Raw genomic sequence first — 19,236 nt, 5'->3', positions numbered from 1 at the left:
ATGAGTGATTGGTAACTGCAGTTATTGAATCTTGGTTGAGTATTTAATATAAAAGAGCCTTTTAAGGCTCTTTTTAGTTTTGGCTCAAGATAATTATTTAAATGCTTGTCGTTATTAACTGTAAATAGCCGCTATCTTCTATGGGGATGCTCACCAATATCAATCAATACCAGTAGCGCAGCATCAGCGCCCCATTCTTTGGTGGCTTGATGAAAGGCTTTGACTTTTGGGTGTTGAGCCAGCCACATGGGTAATTGCTGTTTTAAAATCCCTGAGCCATAGCCGTGCATGACGCAGCAACAGATAACATGCTGTTTCACACAGGCTTGTATTAAGGCTGCAAGCTCAAGTTTAGCTTCAGCTTGTCGCATGCCGTGCAAATCAAGTAACAAGTCAGGTTGGTAATCACCACGGCGAAGTCGTTTTAATTCAATCTTTTCAACACCATCGTTTAACCAGCGCATCGGCCCTTCAACGGGGAGTAACGGCTGATAGTTATCTGAAAAATAACTGTCGGCATAAACCTGCTGTTCTTTGATTTCGACTTGTTGTTTAGTTTTGACTGACTGTTTAAAATGATGCTTATCTTGGTTTAATGGCCTAATACCATCCAAGTGCTCTGAAAACAGTGCAAAGTCAGGGTTATTTTCTTTATTCATGCTGCTATTGTATTGAATTCTAGGTCATCTTAATAGACTTCAGTTACAATGTGCGGGAACAATTTTTCAGGAGCGATGTTTTGGATAAAATCTTTGTAGATGAAGCTGTCACCGAATTAAGAACCGTTGGCGATATGTTACGTTGGGCCGTTAGCCGTTTTAACGATGCCAACATTTATTATGGTCACGGAACTGATAATGCTTGGGACGAAGCGATTGCTTTGGTTTTTTACGCACTGCACCTTCCTGAAGAAATCGGCCAGCAAGTGGTTCATGCCAATTTAACCAGCAGTGAAAAGCATAAAATAGTGGAATTAATTATTCGCCGTGTTCGTGAGCGTCTACCTGTTCCATATTTGACTAATAAAGCACGCTTTGCTGATTTAGAGTTTTATGTTGATGAACGTGTGTTAGTACCACGTTCTCCAATTGCTGAAATGATCAACAATAATTTCAGCCCTTGGCTTTATAACAAGCCAGTTCATCGTGTGATGGATTTATGTACCGGCAGTGGCTGCATCGCAATTGCGTGTGCCTATGCATTTGAAGATGCAGAAGTCGATGCATTAGATATCAGTGAAGATGCACTTGAAGTTGCTCAAATTAATATTGAATCCTTAGACGTGCTAGATCGTGTTTTCCCTATTCAGTCAAATATGTTTTCTGCTATCCCAAAAGGGCCGCAGTACGATTTGATCGTATCTAATCCACCATACGTAGATGAAGAAGATATTGGCGATATGCCAGATGAATATCATCATGAGCCTGCCATTGGGCTGGCATCGGGTCGTGATGGTTTAGATTTAACCAAGCGTATTTTAGCTAATGCATCAGACTACCTAACAAAAGATGGTCTGTTAGTGGTTGAAGTGGGTAACTCAATGGTGCATTTAATTGAGCAGTTCCCAGACGTACCATTTACATGGGTTGAGTTTGAACATGGCGGCGATGGCGTGTTTGTATTGACTTATGATCAGCTAGTTGAAAATGAATCACTTTTCGCCATCTACAAAGATAGTGAATAATAGGGATAGTGAATAATAGCTATTAGCATAAAATTTAGCTGAGGTAATCAGAACGCATGTCAGGAAATAGTATTGGTCAAAACTTTGTAGTGACTACCTTTGGAGAAAGTCACGGTGTCGCGTTAGGTTGTATTATTGACGGTTGCCCTCCAGGGCTTGAGTTAACCGTTGAAGATATGCAGCATGATCTCGATCGTCGCCGCCCTGGGACATCTCGTTATACCACCGCGCGTCGCGAAGCTGATGAAGTTCGTATTTTGTCAGGGGTATTTGAAGATAAAACTACCGGTACATCGATTGGCTTATTGATTGAAAATACCGATCAACGTAGCCAAGATTACTCAAATATTAAAGACTTATTCCGTCCTGGTCATGCTGATTACACTTACCAGCAAAAATATGGCTTGCGTGATTATCGTGGTGGTGGACGTTCATCAGCGCGTGAAACGGCGATGCGAGTTGCTGCTGGCGCTGTAGCTAAAAAATATTTAAAGCAAGTACATGGTATTGAAATCCATGGTTACATGTCTCAGCTAGGTCCTATCTGCGCTGAATCAGTTGATTTAAATGAAGTTGAGCAAAATGCCTTTTTCTTCCCTGATGCCAGTAAGCTTGAGCAACTAGACGAATACATGCGTGATTTGAAAAAATCTGGCGATTCAGTCGGTGCTAAAATTACCGTGGCAGCAACAGGTGTTCCTGTTGGTTTAGGCGAGCCAGTATTTGACCGTTTAGATGCCGATATTGCTCATGCGTTAATGGGTATCAATGCGGTTAAAGGCGTTGAAATTGGTGATGGCTTTGGTGTGGTAACCCAAAAAGGCTCAGAAGGACGTGATTTAATGTCGCCAGCAGGATTTGAGTCTAACCATGCGGGCGGAGTACTTGGCGGTATTTCTTCTGGTCAGCCTGTTGTTGCGCATATTGCATTAAAACCAACTTCTAGTATTTCAGTACCTGGTCAAAGTATGACTGCTCAAGGTACCACAGCAGATGTGGTCACTAAAGGTCGTCATGATCCATGTGTTGGTATTCGTGCTGTACCGATTGCCGAAGCCATGCTGGCTATCGTATTGATGGATCACTTACTTCGTCATCGCGCGCAAAATCAGGACGTGGTTTCCCAAACCCCTGTCATCGGAATGAAGTAATGCCTAATTTGTTAAGCACTGAGCCAAAAGCAGTTTGGCTCAGTGCTTGTTATTTCTTTTTCTTTTCCATCCTCGGTTTAATGGTTCCTTATCTCGGTGTGTTTTTCGATAACCGAGGCTACAATGCGCAAGAAATTGGTTTTCTCATGGCAATACTCATGGGAACACGCATCATTGCACCTAACGTTTGGGCGTTTGTCGCTGATAGAACGGGCATGCGCAGTGAGTTAGTTAAGTTTGGATCAGCTGCCGCGGCGATAACTTACATCAGTTTTTTCTTTGATGCTGGTGTGGTTTACCTTGCCATTAGCTTGTTTATCTATACCTTTTTTTGGAATGCAATTCTCGCTCAGTTAGAAGTGATTACCCTTGAAAGTTTGGGTGATGAAGCGCATCGCTATGGCGCGATTCGAAGCTGGGGCAGTGTCGGTTACATTTGTTTAGTGGTGGCTGGTGGCTTTGCTATCAGCCAGTTTGGCGCTGACATATTGCCCTCAATTGGCATGCTGTTATTCATCGGTATGTTTTTGTGTTCCTTGGCGTTGCCTGCTAATCGAGTCAACGTTGCTGACGCATCTTTAAGGCCCCCTTTAAAAATTACCGCGCCTATATTTTGGTTTTTAGTCTCAGCCTTATTATTACAGATGAGTGTTGGGCCATTTTATGGCTTCTTCGTACTTTACCTAAAGCAAGCGGGTTACTCTGAAGCGAGCGCGGGGTTATTTGTCGCTTTTGGTGTTGTGGTCGAGATCTTAATGTTCATGCTAGCACCAAGGTTACTGGGTCGGTTTGGGGTTAAATTATTACTGCTACTCAGTGTGGCATTAACGGCTGTTCGTTGGTTGTTGTTAGCTTATGGGGTTGATAGCATCTTAATTTTATCCATTAGCCAAGCGCTGCATGCCTTTACTTTTGGTTTAACCCATGCGGCTTCTATTCAGTTTATTCATCGTAATTTTGATATTGCCCATCGCAGCAAAGGCCAAGCCATGTACGCCAGTATCAGCTTTGGTTTTGGTGGCGCGCTCGGTATTTGGATAAGCGGGCTTATTTGGGGTGATGGTTCTGGCTCTACCAATACTTGGATTTTTGCCGCTATGTGTGCATTTTTATCTATGCTTGCCGTTATGGCCATTTCAGAGAAAAAAAAGGACGTTATTTCGTGAAGCGTTTTCGTTTAGGTTTGATTATCAATCCGCTTGCTGGATTAGGTGGTAGTGTCGGGTTAAAAGGCTCTGACGGTGTTGCGACGCAAGCTATTGCAAAAGGCGCTGAGCCCAAAGCGCAGCTTAGAATGCAACAAGCTTTAGAGGTTGTGCTGCCATTTAAAGATCAAATCGATATTATTACCGCATCCGGCGCGATGGGGCATGATTTAGCCCAACAGCTTGGGTTTAATACTGAGTGCGTTTATCAGTCTGCGAATATAACCGAAGCCAAAGACACTCAATCAGCCGTTAAAGCACTGATCAATGAATCGTTAGATTTACTGTTATTTGCCGGTGGTGACGGCACTGCCAGAGATATTTATAGTGTCATTGAGCAAGATGATACTGCGCTTTTACCTGTGTTAGGTGTGCCTGCTGGGGTTAAGATTCACTCTGGGGTGTATGCGATTACCCCCCATGCTGCCGGTGTTGTGGTTGAAATGCTGTTAAAACGTGAATTGGTGAGCTTGATGGATGCTGACGTGATGGATATTGATGAAGTGGCGTTTAGGCAAGGTGTGGTAAAAGCTAAACGATACGGTGAAATGCAGGTGCCTGCAGAGCCACGTTATATTCAAGCGGTAAAAATGGGCGGCAAGGAAGTCGATGAACTGGTGTTAGCTGATATCGCAGCTGATGTGATTAGTCAGATGGAAGATGAGCTGTATATCATAGGCAGTGGCTCTACTGTTGCTGCGTTAATGGAAGAGCTCAATATTGATAACACCTTATTAGGTGTTGATGTGATTCATGATCAAACCTTAGTAGCCAGTGATGTTACTGCTAAGCAGTTAATTGAGCTTACTCAGCATAAACCCACAAAACTGGTTATTACCCTCATTGGCGGTCAAGGCCACATATTAGGTCGAGGTAATCAGCAGTTGTCTGCAGAGCTAATAAAACAAGTTGGTAAAGACAATATTATTATCCTTGCCACAAAAACTAAGTTAAAAGCACTTGAAGGCAGGCCATTAATTGTGGATAGTGGCGACCCAGAATTAGATAGAGAGCTTACGGGCTATTATAAAATTGTTACTGGATACCACGATTACGTGATGTACCAAGTGGCAAATCCAGATTTATCGGAGAGCTAAACCATGTTAGAAAAATATGATGCTGCATTAGAGTCATGGATTGAAAGTAACGTTGCCCATGGCGATGATGATGCGTTATTTGCCAGTGGTTATTTGCAAGGCCATATCGCTGTTGTATTGTCACAGCTTGAGCAAGAGCAGACTTCTGGCATCGATGCATTAGATGATAAAATGGTCGATTGTTTAGCGCTAGCAAACGATGAACTAGATGAAGCAGATTTCAGTCTAGTCAAGGCTGCATGGTTACAGCTTCGTCAAATTATTAGCGACATTAAATAATCTATGACTAAGCAAACTGTTTCAATTGGGCTTGTTAACCCAAAAACACCAGTAAATGTTGGCGGCATTATGCGCGCTGCTGGCTGTTACCGAGCTAATTCGGTTTTTTACACTGGCAATCGTTATGCATTGGCGGCACGTTCTGGTGAAGCGCAATATGACATCGATACCAAAAATGCGGCCGCTACTATTCCGCTCACCGCTGTTGAGTCTTTACTTGAGCAAGTGCCACAAGGCGCAAAAATCATTTGTGTTGATCTAGTGGTTGGCGCAACGCCGCTGCCTTTGTTTGAGCACCCGCAAGATGCATTTTATATTTTTGGCCCTGAAGATGGCACCATACCCCAGCAAATTATCGATGCCGCGGATGATGTGGTTTATGTGCCAACTGTCGGTTGTATGAACTTAGCTGCGTCAGTGAATGTATTGCTTTATGACCGCTTATCAAAAAGCACTCAAATAGCGGCAGACGATGAATTAATTCGTGAAAGTCGCGACAATAATAATCGTACCAAAGTCAAAACTTGGCTAAAAAAGTAAACGGTTAATTGGTTCAGCGTTAATCGCCTGGTAATAACTAAAGCTCAATAAGATAATGTCCTATTGAGCTTTTTTATGCCTGATTTTTAGATGCTTAAGTGGCTATTTGTTGTATTTGTTCAAAAAAGAGCTTAAATATTCCAAGCCACTTTTTTGTGTTGCTACTTGTGTTGTTACTTGTGTTGCTACTTGAGTTTCTGCTTGTGCATAGGCTCGAGTTAGCTCAGCTTGTAAGCAGTGATAAATTGCAGTTTCATGTTCTGCTATAAGTTCAAATGTCGGTGCTAATTGACGGCTCTCTTGACTATCTTGAAGCTGACATTGCTGTAACCATTGTCGATATTTTACTTCATAAGGTTCAACCCATTGGCTTAAGGTCTGCATTAATTCAAGCCAAGGTAAGTCGATCCACTTTTTGGCATCGTCATCGCCTTGTGCGGTTAATTCAGCGGTTTTAAACACATATTTTTGAGGTTGTTTCAAAAGATGCTGTAGTAATAACTCTGCGGTAACCGTTTCTACTTCCACTAACGCCTTCCAGAGCTTATTTTGCTCATCATTATCGTCAACATTTTCAAAGTAACTAAAAAATGCAATGCCGTAAATCTCGCCTTCGTAAGCTTGATGGATTAGATGATTCATTGTTATCTCTGTCGATTGAATTAAAAGGCTCAATTAGCTTAACGCTTTACCTTTGAGTAACTTTCTTAACCACATTCGATTGGGGTTAAGCATTGCCAGCATTTCATAGCTAAGTGGTGGCGTGTGATTGCATATCATTGCCGCTAATGCCTCTGCAGCTAAAGGCCCAGAACTTAGACCTCTTGAGCCCAGTCCTCCCAAAATGAATAAATTGTCATAGCTTGGTGCTTGGTGTTGCTGCCAAAACTTTCGGCTAGCGGGACTATGCTGATGTTGCTCTAATGGCTGCTGATTATATTGGGCATAAATGGCTTCAACATTAGGGGTGAGTCCCATCATAGGGCAATGATCACGAGTAACCATTCTAACGCCCACTCTGGCGCTGGCAGCTGATACATCAATATCGCACAGCCAGTTACGCTCAGGAAAACTCTGATGCATTTTTTGGGCATTTTCTAATTGCTCAGTGGGACTGTAATCAACATTATCGGGCGACTTTACATAGCTTGCCCCAACACAGTGGCGCTGATTATTACTGGGAGTGAGATAGCCGTGGGCGCAAATCACCGTATCAAGTTGAGCCAGTTCACCTTGGCTGGGTATATGGCTTACTTGGCCACGAAAGCCTGTGACCTGTAATAATTTAGTTTGTTTAAAATCAGTTAATTGAGCCCCTGAAGCGATGACGACTTTACCATGCCTAAAGCTATCATGTTGCTCGTTGTCATGACTGGCGTTAAGTTGCCAGTAAGCACTCTGAGAGGGTACTTTGCCATCTTGTGTTAAGTCAATGTCGTGCTCAAGGCTGTTAACCCGTTCAGAACTGTTAACTCGCTCAAGGCTGCTAACGCGCTCAAGGCTGTTAATTTTAGTGTTGAGCTTAATTATTAATTTACAGCCATTTTTTTCTGCAACTGAAGTGGCATGAGCAATGGCTGCCTGAGCAAATTCAAAAGGGCAGATCCAACCAGCCCAAGGATAGTAAAAGCCATTTTTGTTGATGTCGATTTTTGCCAGTTGATTGGCTTGCTCAGCGTTAACACTGAAAGCAATTTCTTTTGGCCACTGCTGACCAAGCATAATTTTATTCAGTCTGGCATCACTGCGCTCATCAAACCCAGTTTGCAGTACACCACAAAATTGATGGTCAATCTGGTGACCTAACGCTGTTAATTGCTGCAACCTACGGCGACTGAATAAAAAAGCTTGTTGAAAGTACTGACTCATCAGGTTGTTATCAGGAGTGAGTAGGGGATAAATAGCGCCTTGCTTATTACCCGATGCGCCATCAGCCAATTGGTTATCTTTGCAATAAATGGTGACACTCTGCCCACGTTCAATCAGTGATAACGCCAAATGGGCTGCAGCTATACCGCCACCAATAATGGCGATAGTGTCGTCACTGCTTTGATGATGTTCACTGCAAGGGCTCAAGCAATAGGCGTAATGGCTATCAGTACTGCGGCGCAGCGCTTGGCGCTCTTGTAAGGCAATAGAATCGTGTTTTTGAGTATCAGGTTGACATTCACTTTTCTGGTTAAAAATATTATTTACGCCAAAACCGCTTCTGCTGGCTAATAGGTTAAGTTGTTTAAAGCTCGTTGCGTTATCATTGTCACTGGCAGAGTCAAAATAGTGAATATTGGCTGTATCTTCACTCAGTCTGCCCATTTGCCACAGTAACTTTTCACTAAGGTATTGATCTATATATTGGCTTGTAATCGTATGAGGTAAGCAATGCCAGTTTGATATCAACATTTTTTCGGCGTTGGGAATACCTTGGCAATTTTCTAACAATGAACCGAAATACAGATCAACAGTGAATAAACCTTTGGCTAACACCAATCTTTGGCAACCAGATATTTTGGCGATACAAGCTTGCTGAAGGACTAAGGCTAATTCATAAAATGGATCTTGTTTATCAAGATGTTGATGTAAAAAGCCTAATTCAGCTGAATTTATAGGATTAGGTTCAAATATGCTGAGCAGTGTTTTTTGGTTTTTTGTTAGAGATAACTGCCATAGTGACATGAGCTCCATACCAATACCGAAGCCTATTTGAGCAATCGATAAGGTTTTATTTGAGACTGCTGCATCAGACAGGACAGTTTGATGATAATGCCTTATGCTAGAGGCATAATCAGGATTTTGACAGTAACTACTTGGATATTTGGCCGAAAATGTTGCACAATCTCGGTCTATAAAAAGGAAGTCAGTGGTTAATTTGGTCAAAGTTCGTTACTCAAAATGATTCAATTGAGATTATTTTACCTGTGTTTGCTGAAAGCTGACCACTTTATTCATCTAAAGCGGATATCATTGCCACAGCAAAATTAGGTACTGACATGTACAAAATGGATAGCATAAAATGAAAAGAGTCGTAATTACAGGTTTAGGTGTTGTTTCTAGCATCGGTAATAACAAGCAAGAAGTGACAGAGTCATTGAAAGCTGGACGTAGTGGTATCACCCATTCAGATCAATTTGAAGAAATGAAATTACGTAGTCATGTTTGGGGGGATATCAAATTAAACCCTGCTGAGCATATTGACCGTAAGGCATTACGCTTCATGGGAGACGCAGCAGCTTACGCTTATATTGCAATGCAAGAAGCAATCAGTGATGCTAATTTGACAGAAGAGCAGTATTCTCACCATCGCGTGGGTTTAGTGGTCGGTACTGGCGGCGCATCATCTAAAAATCAAGTACAAGCAGCTGACACCTTACGTGAAAAAAGCGTAAAACGTGTTGGCCCTTATATTGTACCGCGCATTATGGCCAGTACGGCGAGTGCTTGTTTAGCGACCCCATTTAAAATTAAAGGTATGAATTATTCAATTAGTTCTGCTTGTGCAACTTCAGCACATTGTATTGGCCATGCAGCTGAGCTTATTCAAATGGGTAAGCAAGATATGGTATTTGCTGGTGGTGCAGAAGAACTAGATTGGACCCTAACCATGGGCTTCGATGCTATGGGGGCATTGTCAACTAAGTATAATGACACGCCTGAAAAGGCTTCACGTACTTACGATGCTGACCGTGATGGTTTTGTTATCTCTGGTGGCGGCGGGATTGTTGTCGTTGAAGAGTTAGAGCATGCATTAGCTCGTGGCGCAAAAATCTATGCGGAAATCATTGGTTATGGCGCATCTTCTGATGGCTACGACATGGTTGCACCGTCAGGTGAAGGTGCTGTGCGTTGTATGCAAATGGCGCTAGCTGATGTTGATACCCCAATTGATTATATCAATACTCATGGTACTTCAACCCCAGTTGGTGATGTGCGTGAGCTTGAAGCTTTGCGTGAGGTTTTTCCGACAGACATGCCTCCAGTTGCATCAACTAAATCATTGACTGGCCATGCATTAGGTGCAGCCGGTGTTCACGAGGCCATTTATAGCTTAGTGATGATGGAAGATAGCTTTATTGCACCAAGTATCAATATCGATACCTTGGATGAACAAGCCGTTGGTATTCCTTTAGTCACTGAGTATCGTGATGCAAAGCTAACGACTGTGATGAGCAACAGCTTTGGCTTTGGTGGCACTAATGCCACTTTGGTTATGCGCAAGTATAAATAAGCTTAGACAGCGACTTTATTAGTCGTTCGTATAAAGTAATCAAAGCCTTCTAGTCGACAGACTAGAAGGCTTTTTTGTGTTTTTTGACCTTTAAAGCAGATTAAAACTATTTTTACACATAGCTAATCAATGCGGCTCGAAAACAATATTTCTAATTCATTGATACCTATGCATTCTAATAACTTGATAGAATAAGCAGATAATCACAGTATTTATGGCTAATTACACTTATGAAAATCGTTGCCGATGAAAACATGCCTTATGTGGAAGCCTTATTTGGGCACCTAGGGACAATTGAGCGCGTAAATGGTCGCTCATTAGCACCAGAGCAACTGATTGATGTTGACGTGCTGCTAGTTCGTTCAGTTACTAAGGTCAATCAAGGCTTATTGTCTAAAGCAAACAAATTACTGTTTGTTGGCAGTGCCACCATAGGTACCGACCATATTGATTTAGCCTATCTTAAGCAGCGTAATATCCCGTTTACTAATGCCCCTGGATGCAATGCCACAGCGGTGGGCGAGTATGCTTTTATCGCCATGCTTGAATTGGCTAAACGCTTTAAGCAGCCAATAAAAAATAAAGTTGTTGGCATTGTCGGTGCGGGTAATACCGGTTCAGCATTAGAAAAGTGCCTAAACGCTTATGGCATGAAAGTACTGTTATGTGATCCTATTTTAGAAAAAAGTGCTGCGGATGAACGCCAGTTCGTGTCATTAGATACCATAATCGAGCAAGCCGACATCATCAGTTTACATGTGCCAATTACCAAAGAAGGCGCAGATAAAACCTGGTATTTATTCGATGAAGCTCGATTACTGCAGCTAAGAGAAAATACCTGGTTATTAAATTGCTGCAGAGGTGAGGTCATTGATAACCGAGCCTTGATAAAAGTTAAGCGTCTACGTGACGATTTAAAACTGGTTTTAGATGTATGGGAAGGTGAGCCACACCCAATGGCTGAGCTGGTGCCGTTAGCTGAATTTGCGACTCCTCACATTGCTGGATATAGCTTAGAAGGCAAAGCTCGGGGCACCTTTATGTTGTTTGAAAAATTGTGTGACATCCTAAAGTTGCCCCATGAGAAATCAGTATCGAGCCTGTTACCGTCATTTTTTATTAATCAATTATCCGTGGCAGAGCAACCGACAGAAAGTCAGTTACTTACCCTTGCTAGACAGGTTTATAACCTCAAAGATGATGACGAATTATTTAGAAAAACCTTTCTAAATCACAATGGCTTCGATCATATGAGAAAAAATCACACTCATCGACGTGAATTTAGTGCATTGTCGCTAGTCAACACGGGTGCTTGTAAGGTAAATTGGGTCTATAAATTAGGTTTTTCAGGAGTCGAGCGTTAATTATGTCACAGGAATTTAATGTTGTTGTTTTAGGTGCGTCGGGCGCAGTGGGTCAAACTATGATTGAGATCCTTGAAGAGCGAAACTTTCCGGTTGCAAACTTATACCCATTAGCCAGTAGCCGCAGTGCAGGTGAAACCGTTAGCTTTAATGGTAAACAAGTCGAAATTCTAGATGTGGATACGTTCGATTGGAGCACGGCTCAAATTGGATTCTTCTCCGCAGGTGGTGACGTCTCAGCTAAGTGGGCCCCGATTGCTGCAGAGCATGGCTGTGTGGTGATTGATAACACCTCACATTTTCGTTATGACATCGATGTGCCATTAGTGGTACCAGAAGTTAATCCGCAGGCCATCGCAGACTTCCGTAATCGTAATATCATTGCTAATCCTAACTGTTCAACCATTCAAATGTTAGTGGCGCTAAAGCCTATTTATGATGCATTTGGTATTTCACGTATTAACGTGGCAACTTACCAGTCTGTATCAGGTTCAGGTAAGCAAGCTATTGAAGAATTAGCGGGTCAGACGGCCAAACTACTTCAAGGTTTACCAGCTGAAAATAAAGTATACCCAAAGCAAATTGCTTTTAACGTATTACCGCAAATTGATGTGTTTATGGACAATGGTTACACCAAAGAAGAAATGAAAATGGTGTGGGAAACGCAAAAGATTTTTGGTGATCACGATATCGTGGTTAATCCAACAGCGGTGCGTGTTCCGGTTTTTTATGGTCACTCAGAAGCAGTGCACCTTGAAACTCGCCAACCTGTTGAAGCAGAAGAAGTAAAAGCCGTCCTACGTGATGCTGAAGGTATCGTGTTATTTGAAAATGATGAAGATTATCCAACGGTAGTGACAGACTCTGCAGGTACCGATCCAGTATTTGTTGGCCGTGTGAGAAAAGATATTTCTCATGATTACGGTATAAATTTATGGGTGACTGCCGATAACATCCGTAAAGGTGCTGCTTTAAACAGTGTTCAAATAGCCGAAGTCTTGATTAGAGATTATTATTAATACGATAATATCCCTATAAATAGAGCTATTTAGATTAAAAAGCCTGCAGCCTGCAGGCTTTTTTCATTTTAGCGTGGTTCACAGTAGCAGGGTAATTAAATCTGGTTTATAGTCTTATGAATACTAAAACTAATAAATACAATTGCCTAAAGCCAGTTGTCATGATGACAACCCCATAGCGCTCAAAGGAAAGATTGATGATTCTTCGTACTGCTTATTTTGTTGGCATAATGGCCTGTGCTTTGGCCGCTGTTTCTGCTTCTTCTACGGTTGAGCTTGTCCATGCTCAGACGCTAAAAATTACCGGCCCCAACGGCGAAGTCAATTCTATCGTTGCCCGTCAATATGGTCCTACAACTTCAGCCGACACTTTTTGGAGTATTGCGCAAAAGGTTAGGCCCAATCAAAGTATCACCATATACCAAGTGATGGCGGCACTTTTTGATGCTAATCCCCATGCCTTTAGCAGTGATAATTATAATTCTTTAGAGCGGGGGATGACGCTGTTGGTCCCTTCTGCAGATGTGATGGCGCAAATCCCCAAAGCGGATGCCAAGCTTCGGGCTGAAGATAATGATAAACGCTTCGCGAATGCCAATATAACGGTCAAAGCGCCGCAAAAGCCTGCGGTAAGTGCTGGGCAAACGAGCGCAACTTCAGCTCAAAAACCGTTAGCCATCGTAGCTGAAAAAACACTTAAAAATACAGTCGAGGTTAACCAACCTCTCATTGATGAGTTAACCGTTAAACTCGAGAACGCACAAAGTAAAAGTTTATCTTTAACCGATGAATTGGCGCGTTCAGAAGATATGTTAATGATTAAGGACGCTGACAACGCTGCCTTAAAAGCGAAGATAAAAGAGCTGTCTTTGCAGCTTTCTGTCTCACAAGAAGAGTTACAATTACTTTCTGAAAAGCACACTGAACTTGAAGCGGCCTACGCGCTATTGGTTGCTGAAAATGCTAAGCCAACAGTCATTGAGCAGCCAACTAACTTTTGGCGGTCAATTGCTGACAACATGATATTGCTTGCCGTTATCGCGGCATTACCGCTTATTATAATCTTTCTGATTATTTTCTGGCTGATGCGCCGTAAAAATGAGCAGGATGAAAGCATCAATGAAACACCTCAAGCTGAAACTAGTTCAGAACCCTTAGCCTCAATGGCAGGCCCACAAGCTGCAGTGGCTGAATCATTAGCCGTTACGGATGATATTGACGATCTCAATGACTTAGCGATTCATTTAGATGAAGAAGACTCTACGGAAGATTTGCTTGATCTAGATATCACCAACGAAACGCAATTATCTTTAGATGGTGCTGATGATGTTGATATGTATATCGAAGATGAAAAGGCTAGCGAACAAATAGCTGAAGGCACCTCACTAGATGATTTGTGGTCTGAAGCCATGAATGAGCAAGAAGTCGAATTGGCGTCTATAGAAGACGAAGGAGACTATTTTGAAAGCTTACTTGACGGTCTTGATGAATCAGCAGAAGTTAAACAAACAGACGAAGAAGATTTAGACAGTTTACTTGCAGACTTTGATTTACCAGCAGAGGATACTACTGAAGTTGCACCAGAACTAAGCCAAACAGATACCCAAGATGACATTGACAGCTTACTGGCTGATTTTGATTTACCGACGGATAATGCTGGTGAAGTTGCTGCAGAAGCTGAAGCTGAATCTGAAGTCGCACCAGAACCAAGCCAAACAGATGTTCAAGATGACATCGACAGCTTACTGGCTGATTTTGATTTACCGACGAATAATGCTGGTGAAGTTGCTGCTGAAGCTGAAGCTGAATCTGAAGTCGCACCAGAACTAAGCCAAACAGATACCCAAGATGACATCGACAGCTTACTGGCAGATTTTGATTTACCGACGGATAATGCTGGTGAAGTTGCTGCAGAAGCTGAATTTGAAGTCGCACCAGAACCAAGCCAAACAGATACCCAAGATGATATCGACAGCTTACTGGCAGATTTTGATTTACCGGCAGATGAAGCTATAACCGAAGCAGGCAGTGAAGCAGACGGTGAATTAGATAGCGGATCTTTACAGCAAACGCCAGAAACAGATACTCAAGATGACATCGACAGCTTACTAGCTGACTTTGATTTAGCGCCTGAATCATCAAATGTTGTCGATACACAGGCTGATGAATCTGCCAATAGCGCAGTTGATGATTCAGTTGATGATATTGACGCCTTACTTGCATCCATCGACGTTACTGATGATGTTGAAGGGGCAGAAGATTTTTCTGCCGAAATTGCAGCTGAATTAGAAAGCGATGTTGCCACCACATTAGATGACAGCGAGAATCTTGATGAGTTACTGGCAACAGTCGATCCTGAAAAAGAGTTTACTCCGCTAGCCACTTCAGATGTCGATGTCGAGCAGCAATTAGCTTCTGAGCTAGCCCAAATTGAATCAGAGCTTGAAATTGATAGCGACAATAGCGATCTTGACTCACTCATTTCAGATTTAGAAACACAAACCGAGTTACCTCAACAGACAGCAGAGCCTGAAGAGTCATTTACTGGGGCAGATGATTTCGCCGCGCAAATTGCCGCCGAGCTTGAGCAGGAACAAGGCGAGCACGAACACGCCACCACATCGGATGCCGATTTAGATGCCTTGCTTGCTGACATGAATAATGAGCCAGAAGCCAGCCTTGCAGATACAGATACGCGCCAAGCCGAGCCACTCACATTTGCCTCTGGTGATGATGTCACTCTTGGCCTAGATGATGATCAGCACGATGATCCCCTCGTTAACCAGTTATTAGCGGCTGAGAAATCAACAGAGTCTAATAACGATAGCAATACAGATGCCGACGATCTTGATGCGTTATTGGCAGACTTTGATGTCGATAAGCTCGCCGAGGATGATGAACCGCCATTATTTTCAATCGATGAGTTTTCGGAGGACGAAAGAGGCTCTGAAGCTGAATTTGATAACATGCTGGCAGGCTTGTCTGCACTTGATGATGACTTAGCTGAAACTGATGCAGCTCCAGAAACAGTCGCTGATAAAGACACTGACACTGACCATGACAGCAAGCTTAACGAAAACCCTGAATTTGAGCCAAAAGAGTCAGGCTTTTTTGATGATCTAAAATCAAAAAAAGCTGAGCCGGCCAAATTAGATTGGGAGTCAGAATTATTTGAACAAGCCTGCAACCAAGATGATGTTGATAGTGCAGATGAAGTTAATAGTGCAGATGATGGCAGTTATTCTCTTACTGAAGATAATTTAACTGTTGATGAAGCCCTTGCAGCCCTTGACGCTGAAGAAAAGCAATCAACACCATCTGAAGAGACTCTTAATACCTTTGAACAAGAAAACGGTTTCATCGATATTGACGTATTATTAAATGATGCCGATGAAATAGTTGAAGTAAGCGATCAGTACAAAGATGTTGAAGTGGATATGGGCGAAGTTAATGCCCTTATTGGCAATGCGGAAATGATTGATGTTGATGACGAAGAAAATTCAGTTAATGCCAAATTAGATCTGGCCCGTGCCTACATTGAGATTGAAGATGAAGATGCTGCCAAAGCATTACTCACTGAAGTCAAAATTGACGGTAATGAACGCCAACAAAGTGAAGCCTCAAAACTACTGAATGATATAAGCTAATCATAAAGTACATAAAACGGCGCAGTTAACTGCGCCGTTTTTGTATCAGGTATACAGACTCTGACAGTGGGTTGTGCTTTTGCATTACATCTTCAGTTAATTTGTTATAAAATGCGCGCACTTAAAATTAGAGGGTTTAATCAATGCGTGTGGCCTTAGGCGTCGAATACGATGGTAGTCAATATTTTGGTTGGCAAAGACAGAAAGAAGTTGATTCTGTGCAAGCGCAAATCGAAGCGGCGTTATCATCAATTGCCAATGAACCGATTGAAATTATCTGTGCGGGACGTACAGATTCTGGGGTACATGGAACAGGTCAAGTCATACATTTTGATACTCAAGCTAATCGAGCGATGTCAGCGTGGACATTAGGCGTTAATGCCAAGCTACCTGATAATATTGCAATCCGCTGGGCGAAAGAAGTGGATGAGACCTTCCATGCTCGCTTTTCAGCGACTGCACGTCGATATCGTTATATTATCAATAACAGTGAATTTAGACCGGGTATTTTAAATAAGGGTTTAACCCATTATCACTACCCACTGGATCACAATTTGATGCACCAAGGCGCGCAATTGTTTGTTGGTGAACATGACTTTACCAGCTTCAGAGCATTACAGTGCCAAGCCCATAGCCCGGTAAGAACCATTGAATTTGTTAATGTCACTCGTCAAGGAACATTCATTATTATCGATATTAAAGCCAATGCATTTTTGCATCATATGGTGCGTAATATTGTTGGCACCTTACTTGAAATCGGCCAGTCACATCAAAAAATTGAGTGGGTTAATGAACTTCTAGCATTAAAAGATAGAAAATTTGCCGCGCCGACATCAAAGCCCAATGGCTTATATCTGGTGGATGTGACTTACCCAGAGCACTACAACTTACCTAAGCCGCCAATGGGGCCGCTATTTATGCAAGATTAGACACTTAGCTGCTACTGATCGCTAAATAGTCGCATTTTTACTGTTTACGAAACAACAATGTGAGCATGGGACAAATTCAAAAGGGATACAATGAAGACAGATAATGACACGCAATTAACCGTTAAGCCTGCAAAAGACGCAAGCTTGTCCCAATGGTTAGATTATTTATTATCGATTCACCCCACTGAAATAGATATGGGCTTAACCCGAGTAACGGCCGTTGCTGAGCGTTTAAGTCTATTGTCCTTAGCTGACTCTAAAGTGATTACCGTTGCCGGAACCAATGGCAAAGGTACCACTTGCGCCATGCTTGAGGCGGTATTTTTGCAAGCCGGTAAAACGGTTGGGGTTTATAGCTCGCCGCACTTAGTTAACTTTAACGAGCGCGTAAGGCTTAATCATATTGACGTGACAGATGCGCAAATTATTGAAGCCTTTAGTGTCATTGAACATGCCCGCTCTGAGATCTCATTAAGCTTTTTTGAATTTGCCACCTTAACAGGATTATATATTTTCAAGCTGGCTAAACCTGAGATTATTTTACTGGAAGTGGGCTTAGGTGGTCGTTTAGATGCAACCAATATTATTGATGCCGATGTCAGTGTCATTACCTCGATTGATATTGATCATCAAGAGTATCTAGGTGATACCAGAGAGCTAGTCGGCCGTGAAAAGGCAGGAGTATTTAGAACTGAGTGTTTAGCGGTGATTGGCGAACCTGATTGCCCTAATTCCATAACCGAATATGCCCAAGCGATTAATGCGTATGCTTATAGTGTTAATAAAGACTTTAGCTATGTTATTGCAAATAACACTAGCACAGATAACCGCTCAACTTGGCACTATAGCAGTGCTAATCGCAGCATAGAGGCTATACCATTACCGAGATTACCTTTAGCCAATGCCGCCACTGCCATTGCTGTTATTGAGCAGGCTTTCCCACAACTCAGTGATAACGATATTAAACAGGGCATTGCCAATGCCAGTTTGTCAGGCCGCTTTGAGCAAGTACTAGAACAACCAAAAGTGTGGGTTGATGTAGCACATAATCCCCATGCTGCGAAATACCTTGCTACGCAACTGCAAGGCTTTAAGCCTGCGCGCATTATTGCCTTATGCGGTATGTTAAAAGATAAAGATGCCGCTGCAGTTTTAAAGGAGCTTGAAGACAGTATTGATGAATGGAACTTTGTATCATTACCGGTTGAGCGCGGAAATGATGCTAAAACATTAGCCAAGGAGTTAAATACAAGCTTGTCTGCATCACAATTTGACTCAATGGATTTGGCTTGGCGCAGTATTAAGTCAAATATAAATGCAGATGATGTAGTAATTGTTTTTGGCTCATTTTACACTGTGGCAGCGTTTAGTGAATTATTAAAAAAGGGATAAAGATTTGTCTGGTCAATTTCAAAACCGTTTAGTTGGCACCATAGTGATCGTTGCTCTTGGGGTTATATTTTTACCTGATTTATTAGACGGTAAAAAGCAGCGCCAAGTTGAAGAGTTTACAGAAATTCCTTTACGCCCAGTGATTACTGAGCAAGCAAGCGATCAAATTGGCGAGGGTTACACTCCTGAAACCTTTGAAGTTGAAGAGATTGCAGCAACCCAAGATTTAGCTCAAGTTTCAGAAAAAACCAGCACTACACCAGCGACTAAAACTGACAGTGGAACAAAGTCAGTCACAAGCGCCAACACCGCAACCGCATTAACAGCAGTAACCTCAAAGCCTGAAACTGTTAAATCAGCCATAAAACAAGCTCAGCCCATCAAAGCGGGATTTACCTTGCAGTTGGGTGGTTTTAATAACGCTAAAAATGTTGAAGGCTTAGTTCAAAAGCTGCGCACTAATGGTTTTACCGCTTATACATTACCGACTAAACCGATTGATGGTTCTTTAACAAAAGTGTTTGTCGGCCCTGAACTCTCAGCAGATAAACTGAAAAGTTATCAACAAAAAATACAGAAAATAACCGGTCTTCAAGGCAAGATTGTGCAATACAATCCCCTAGAAAACTAACTATTCATCATTGTTTTTTTCAGCGCACAGTCAATTTATTCTGCTAGAGGTGTGAAACTTTTCAGTCTCTGTTAGA

Annotated in this window: 15 protein-coding genes and 1 pseudogene; 13 read left to right on the top strand and 3 right to left on the bottom strand. The window is 42.2% G+C overall.

What is annotated here, in order from left to right; genetic code table 11:
* Positions 1–131 precede the first annotated feature (131 nt).
* Entirely contained in the window at positions 132–659 is a 528-nt protein-coding gene (gene smrB, locus BCU91_RS13195; RefSeq protein ID WP_102437474.1) for an endonuclease SmrB, read from the bottom strand.
* Positions 660–739: 80 nt separating this feature from the next.
* On the opposite strand from smrB, the gene prmB reads away from it, so the two are divergent.
* The 6 genes and pseudogenes from prmB to BCU91_RS13165 form a co-directional block, all read left to right on the top strand.
* Positions 740–1,684 (top strand): 50S ribosomal protein L3 N(5)-glutamine methyltransferase, encoded by a 945-nt coding sequence (gene prmB, locus BCU91_RS13190; RefSeq protein WP_102437472.1) that lies wholly within the window; start codon positions 740–742, stop codon positions 1,682–1,684.
* A gap of 56 nt (positions 1,685–1,740) precedes the next feature.
* Positions 1,741–2,835: a chorismate synthase gene (gene aroC, locus BCU91_RS13185; protein ID WP_102437470.1), complete on the top strand. Its 1,095-nt coding sequence runs from the start codon at positions 1,741–1,743 to the stop codon at positions 2,833–2,835.
* Positions 2,835–4,001 carry an MFS transporter gene (locus BCU91_RS13180; protein ID WP_102519754.1) on the top strand — a complete coding sequence of 389 codons (1,167 nt, stop codon included), beginning with the start codon at positions 2,835–2,837 and terminating at the stop codon, positions 3,999–4,001. The genes aroC and BCU91_RS13180 overlap by 1 nt, the downstream gene beginning before the upstream one ends.
* Entirely contained in the window at positions 3,998–5,137 is a 1,140-nt protein-coding gene (locus BCU91_RS13175) for an ATP-NAD kinase family protein (protein WP_102531674.1), read from the top strand. The genes BCU91_RS13180 and BCU91_RS13175 overlap by 4 nt, the downstream gene beginning before the upstream one ends.
* A 3-nt stretch (positions 5,138–5,140) precedes the next feature.
* A complete protein-coding gene (locus tag BCU91_RS13170; RefSeq protein WP_076537149.1) occupies positions 5,141–5,416 on the top strand; it encodes a YfcL family protein in 276 nt (91 codons plus the stop codon).
* A gap of 18 nt (positions 5,417–5,434) precedes the next feature.
* Positions 5,435–5,956: pseudogene (locus BCU91_RS13165) on the top strand (RNA methyltransferase); the annotation flags it as partial.
* 102 nt (positions 5,957–6,058) lie between these two features.
* On the opposite strand, the gene BCU91_RS13160 reads toward BCU91_RS13165, so the two are convergent.
* Entirely contained in the window at positions 6,059–6,598 is a 540-nt protein-coding gene (locus BCU91_RS13160; protein ID WP_198590467.1) for a hypothetical protein, read from the bottom strand.
* Positions 6,599–6,631: 33 nt separating this feature from the next.
* The gene (mnmC, locus tag BCU91_RS13155; protein WP_241904087.1) at positions 6,632–8,629 is read right to left on the bottom strand and encodes an FAD-dependent 5-carboxymethylaminomethyl-2-thiouridine(34) oxidoreductase MnmC; all 1,998 of its coding nucleotides are present in this window, start codon (positions 8,627–8,629) and stop codon (positions 6,632–6,634) included.
* A gap of 337 nt (positions 8,630–8,966) precedes the next feature.
* Here mnmC and fabB point away from each other — a divergent pair, with 337 nt between their 5' ends.
* From fabB to BCU91_RS13120, 7 genes are all read left to right on the top strand, one after another.
* Entirely contained in the window at positions 8,967–10,178 is a 1,212-nt protein-coding gene (gene fabB, locus BCU91_RS13150; protein WP_076537142.1) for a beta-ketoacyl-ACP synthase I, read from the top strand.
* Positions 10,179–10,408: 230 nt separating this feature from the next.
* Positions 10,409–11,542: a 4-phosphoerythronate dehydrogenase gene (locus BCU91_RS13145; RefSeq protein WP_102437460.1), complete on the top strand. Its 1,134-nt coding sequence runs from the start codon at positions 10,409–10,411 to the stop codon at positions 11,540–11,542.
* Positions 11,543–11,544: 2 nt separating this feature from the next.
* Positions 11,545–12,561, top strand: coding sequence for an aspartate-semialdehyde dehydrogenase (locus BCU91_RS13140; protein ID WP_102437458.1), 1,017 nt, complete (start codon positions 11,545–11,547; stop codon positions 12,559–12,561).
* A 197-nt stretch (positions 12,562–12,758) separates the two neighbouring features.
* On the top strand, positions 12,759–16,208 hold the full coding sequence (locus BCU91_RS13135) for a FimV/HubP family polar landmark protein (protein ID WP_102531673.1): 3,450 nt from the start codon (positions 12,759–12,761) through the stop codon (positions 16,206–16,208).
* Between the two features lie 143 nt (positions 16,209–16,351).
* Positions 16,352–17,137 carry a tRNA pseudouridine(38-40) synthase TruA gene (gene truA / locus BCU91_RS13130; RefSeq protein ID WP_102437454.1) on the top strand — a complete coding sequence of 262 codons (786 nt, stop codon included), beginning with the start codon at positions 16,352–16,354 and terminating at the stop codon, positions 17,135–17,137.
* Positions 17,138–17,227: 90 nt separating this feature from the next.
* Positions 17,228–18,529 (top strand): bifunctional tetrahydrofolate synthase/dihydrofolate synthase, encoded by a 1,302-nt coding sequence (gene folC, locus BCU91_RS13125; protein ID WP_102531672.1) that lies wholly within the window; start codon positions 17,228–17,230, stop codon positions 18,527–18,529.
* Between the two features lie 4 nt (positions 18,530–18,533).
* Positions 18,534–19,160, top strand: coding sequence for an SPOR domain-containing protein (locus BCU91_RS13120; protein WP_102437449.1), 627 nt, complete (start codon positions 18,534–18,536; stop codon positions 19,158–19,160).
* Positions 19,161–19,236: the final 76 nt, after the last annotated feature.

This window comes from Shewanella sp. 10N.286.52.B9 (genome assembly GCF_002873635.1).
Lineage (GTDB): Bacteria > Pseudomonadota > Gammaproteobacteria > Enterobacterales > Shewanellaceae > Shewanella.
The sequence above is the reverse complement of the archived record's forward strand: the minus strand, read 5'-3'. Positions and strand labels throughout refer to the sequence as shown.

What these genes read in the sequence shown, in the direction of transcription:
- BCU91_RS13180 (WP_102519754.1), top strand. Translation starts at nt 2,835, where the DNA reads ATGCCTAATTTGTTAAGCACTGAGCCAAAAGCAGTTTGGCTCAGTGCT.
- fabB (WP_076537142.1), top strand. Translation starts at nt 8,967, where the DNA reads ATGAAAAGAGTCGTAATTACAGGTTTAGGTGTTGTTTCTAGCATCGGT.
- BCU91_RS13145 (WP_102437460.1), top strand. Translation starts at nt 10,409, where the DNA reads ATGAAAATCGTTGCCGATGAAAACATGCCTTATGTGGAAGCCTTATTT.
- aroC (WP_102437470.1), top strand. Translation starts at nt 1,741, where the DNA reads ATGTCAGGAAATAGTATTGGTCAAAACTTTGTAGTGACTACCTTTGGA.
- BCU91_RS13135 (WP_102531673.1), top strand. Translation starts at nt 12,759, where the DNA reads ATGATTCTTCGTACTGCTTATTTTGTTGGCATAATGGCCTGTGCTTTG.
- BCU91_RS13140 (WP_102437458.1), top strand. Translation starts at nt 11,545, where the DNA reads ATGTCACAGGAATTTAATGTTGTTGTTTTAGGTGCGTCGGGCGCAGTG.
- truA (WP_102437454.1), top strand. Translation starts at nt 16,352, where the DNA reads ATGCGTGTGGCCTTAGGCGTCGAATACGATGGTAGTCAATATTTTGGT.
- folC (WP_102531672.1), top strand. Translation starts at nt 17,228, where the DNA reads ATGAAGACAGATAATGACACGCAATTAACCGTTAAGCCTGCAAAAGAC.
- smrB (WP_102437474.1), bottom strand. Translation starts at nt 659, where the DNA reads ATGAATAAAGAAAATAACCCTGACTTTGCACTGTTTTCAGAGCACTTG.
- mnmC (WP_241904087.1), bottom strand. Translation starts at nt 8,629, where the DNA reads ATGTCACTATGGCAGTTATCTCTAACAAAAAACCAAAAAACACTGCTC.
- BCU91_RS13170 (WP_076537149.1), top strand. Translation starts at nt 5,141, where the DNA reads ATGTTAGAAAAATATGATGCTGCATTAGAGTCATGGATTGAAAGTAAC.
- BCU91_RS13160 (WP_198590467.1), bottom strand. Translation starts at nt 6,598, where the DNA reads ATGAATCATCTAATCCATCAAGCTTACGAAGGCGAGATTTACGGCATT.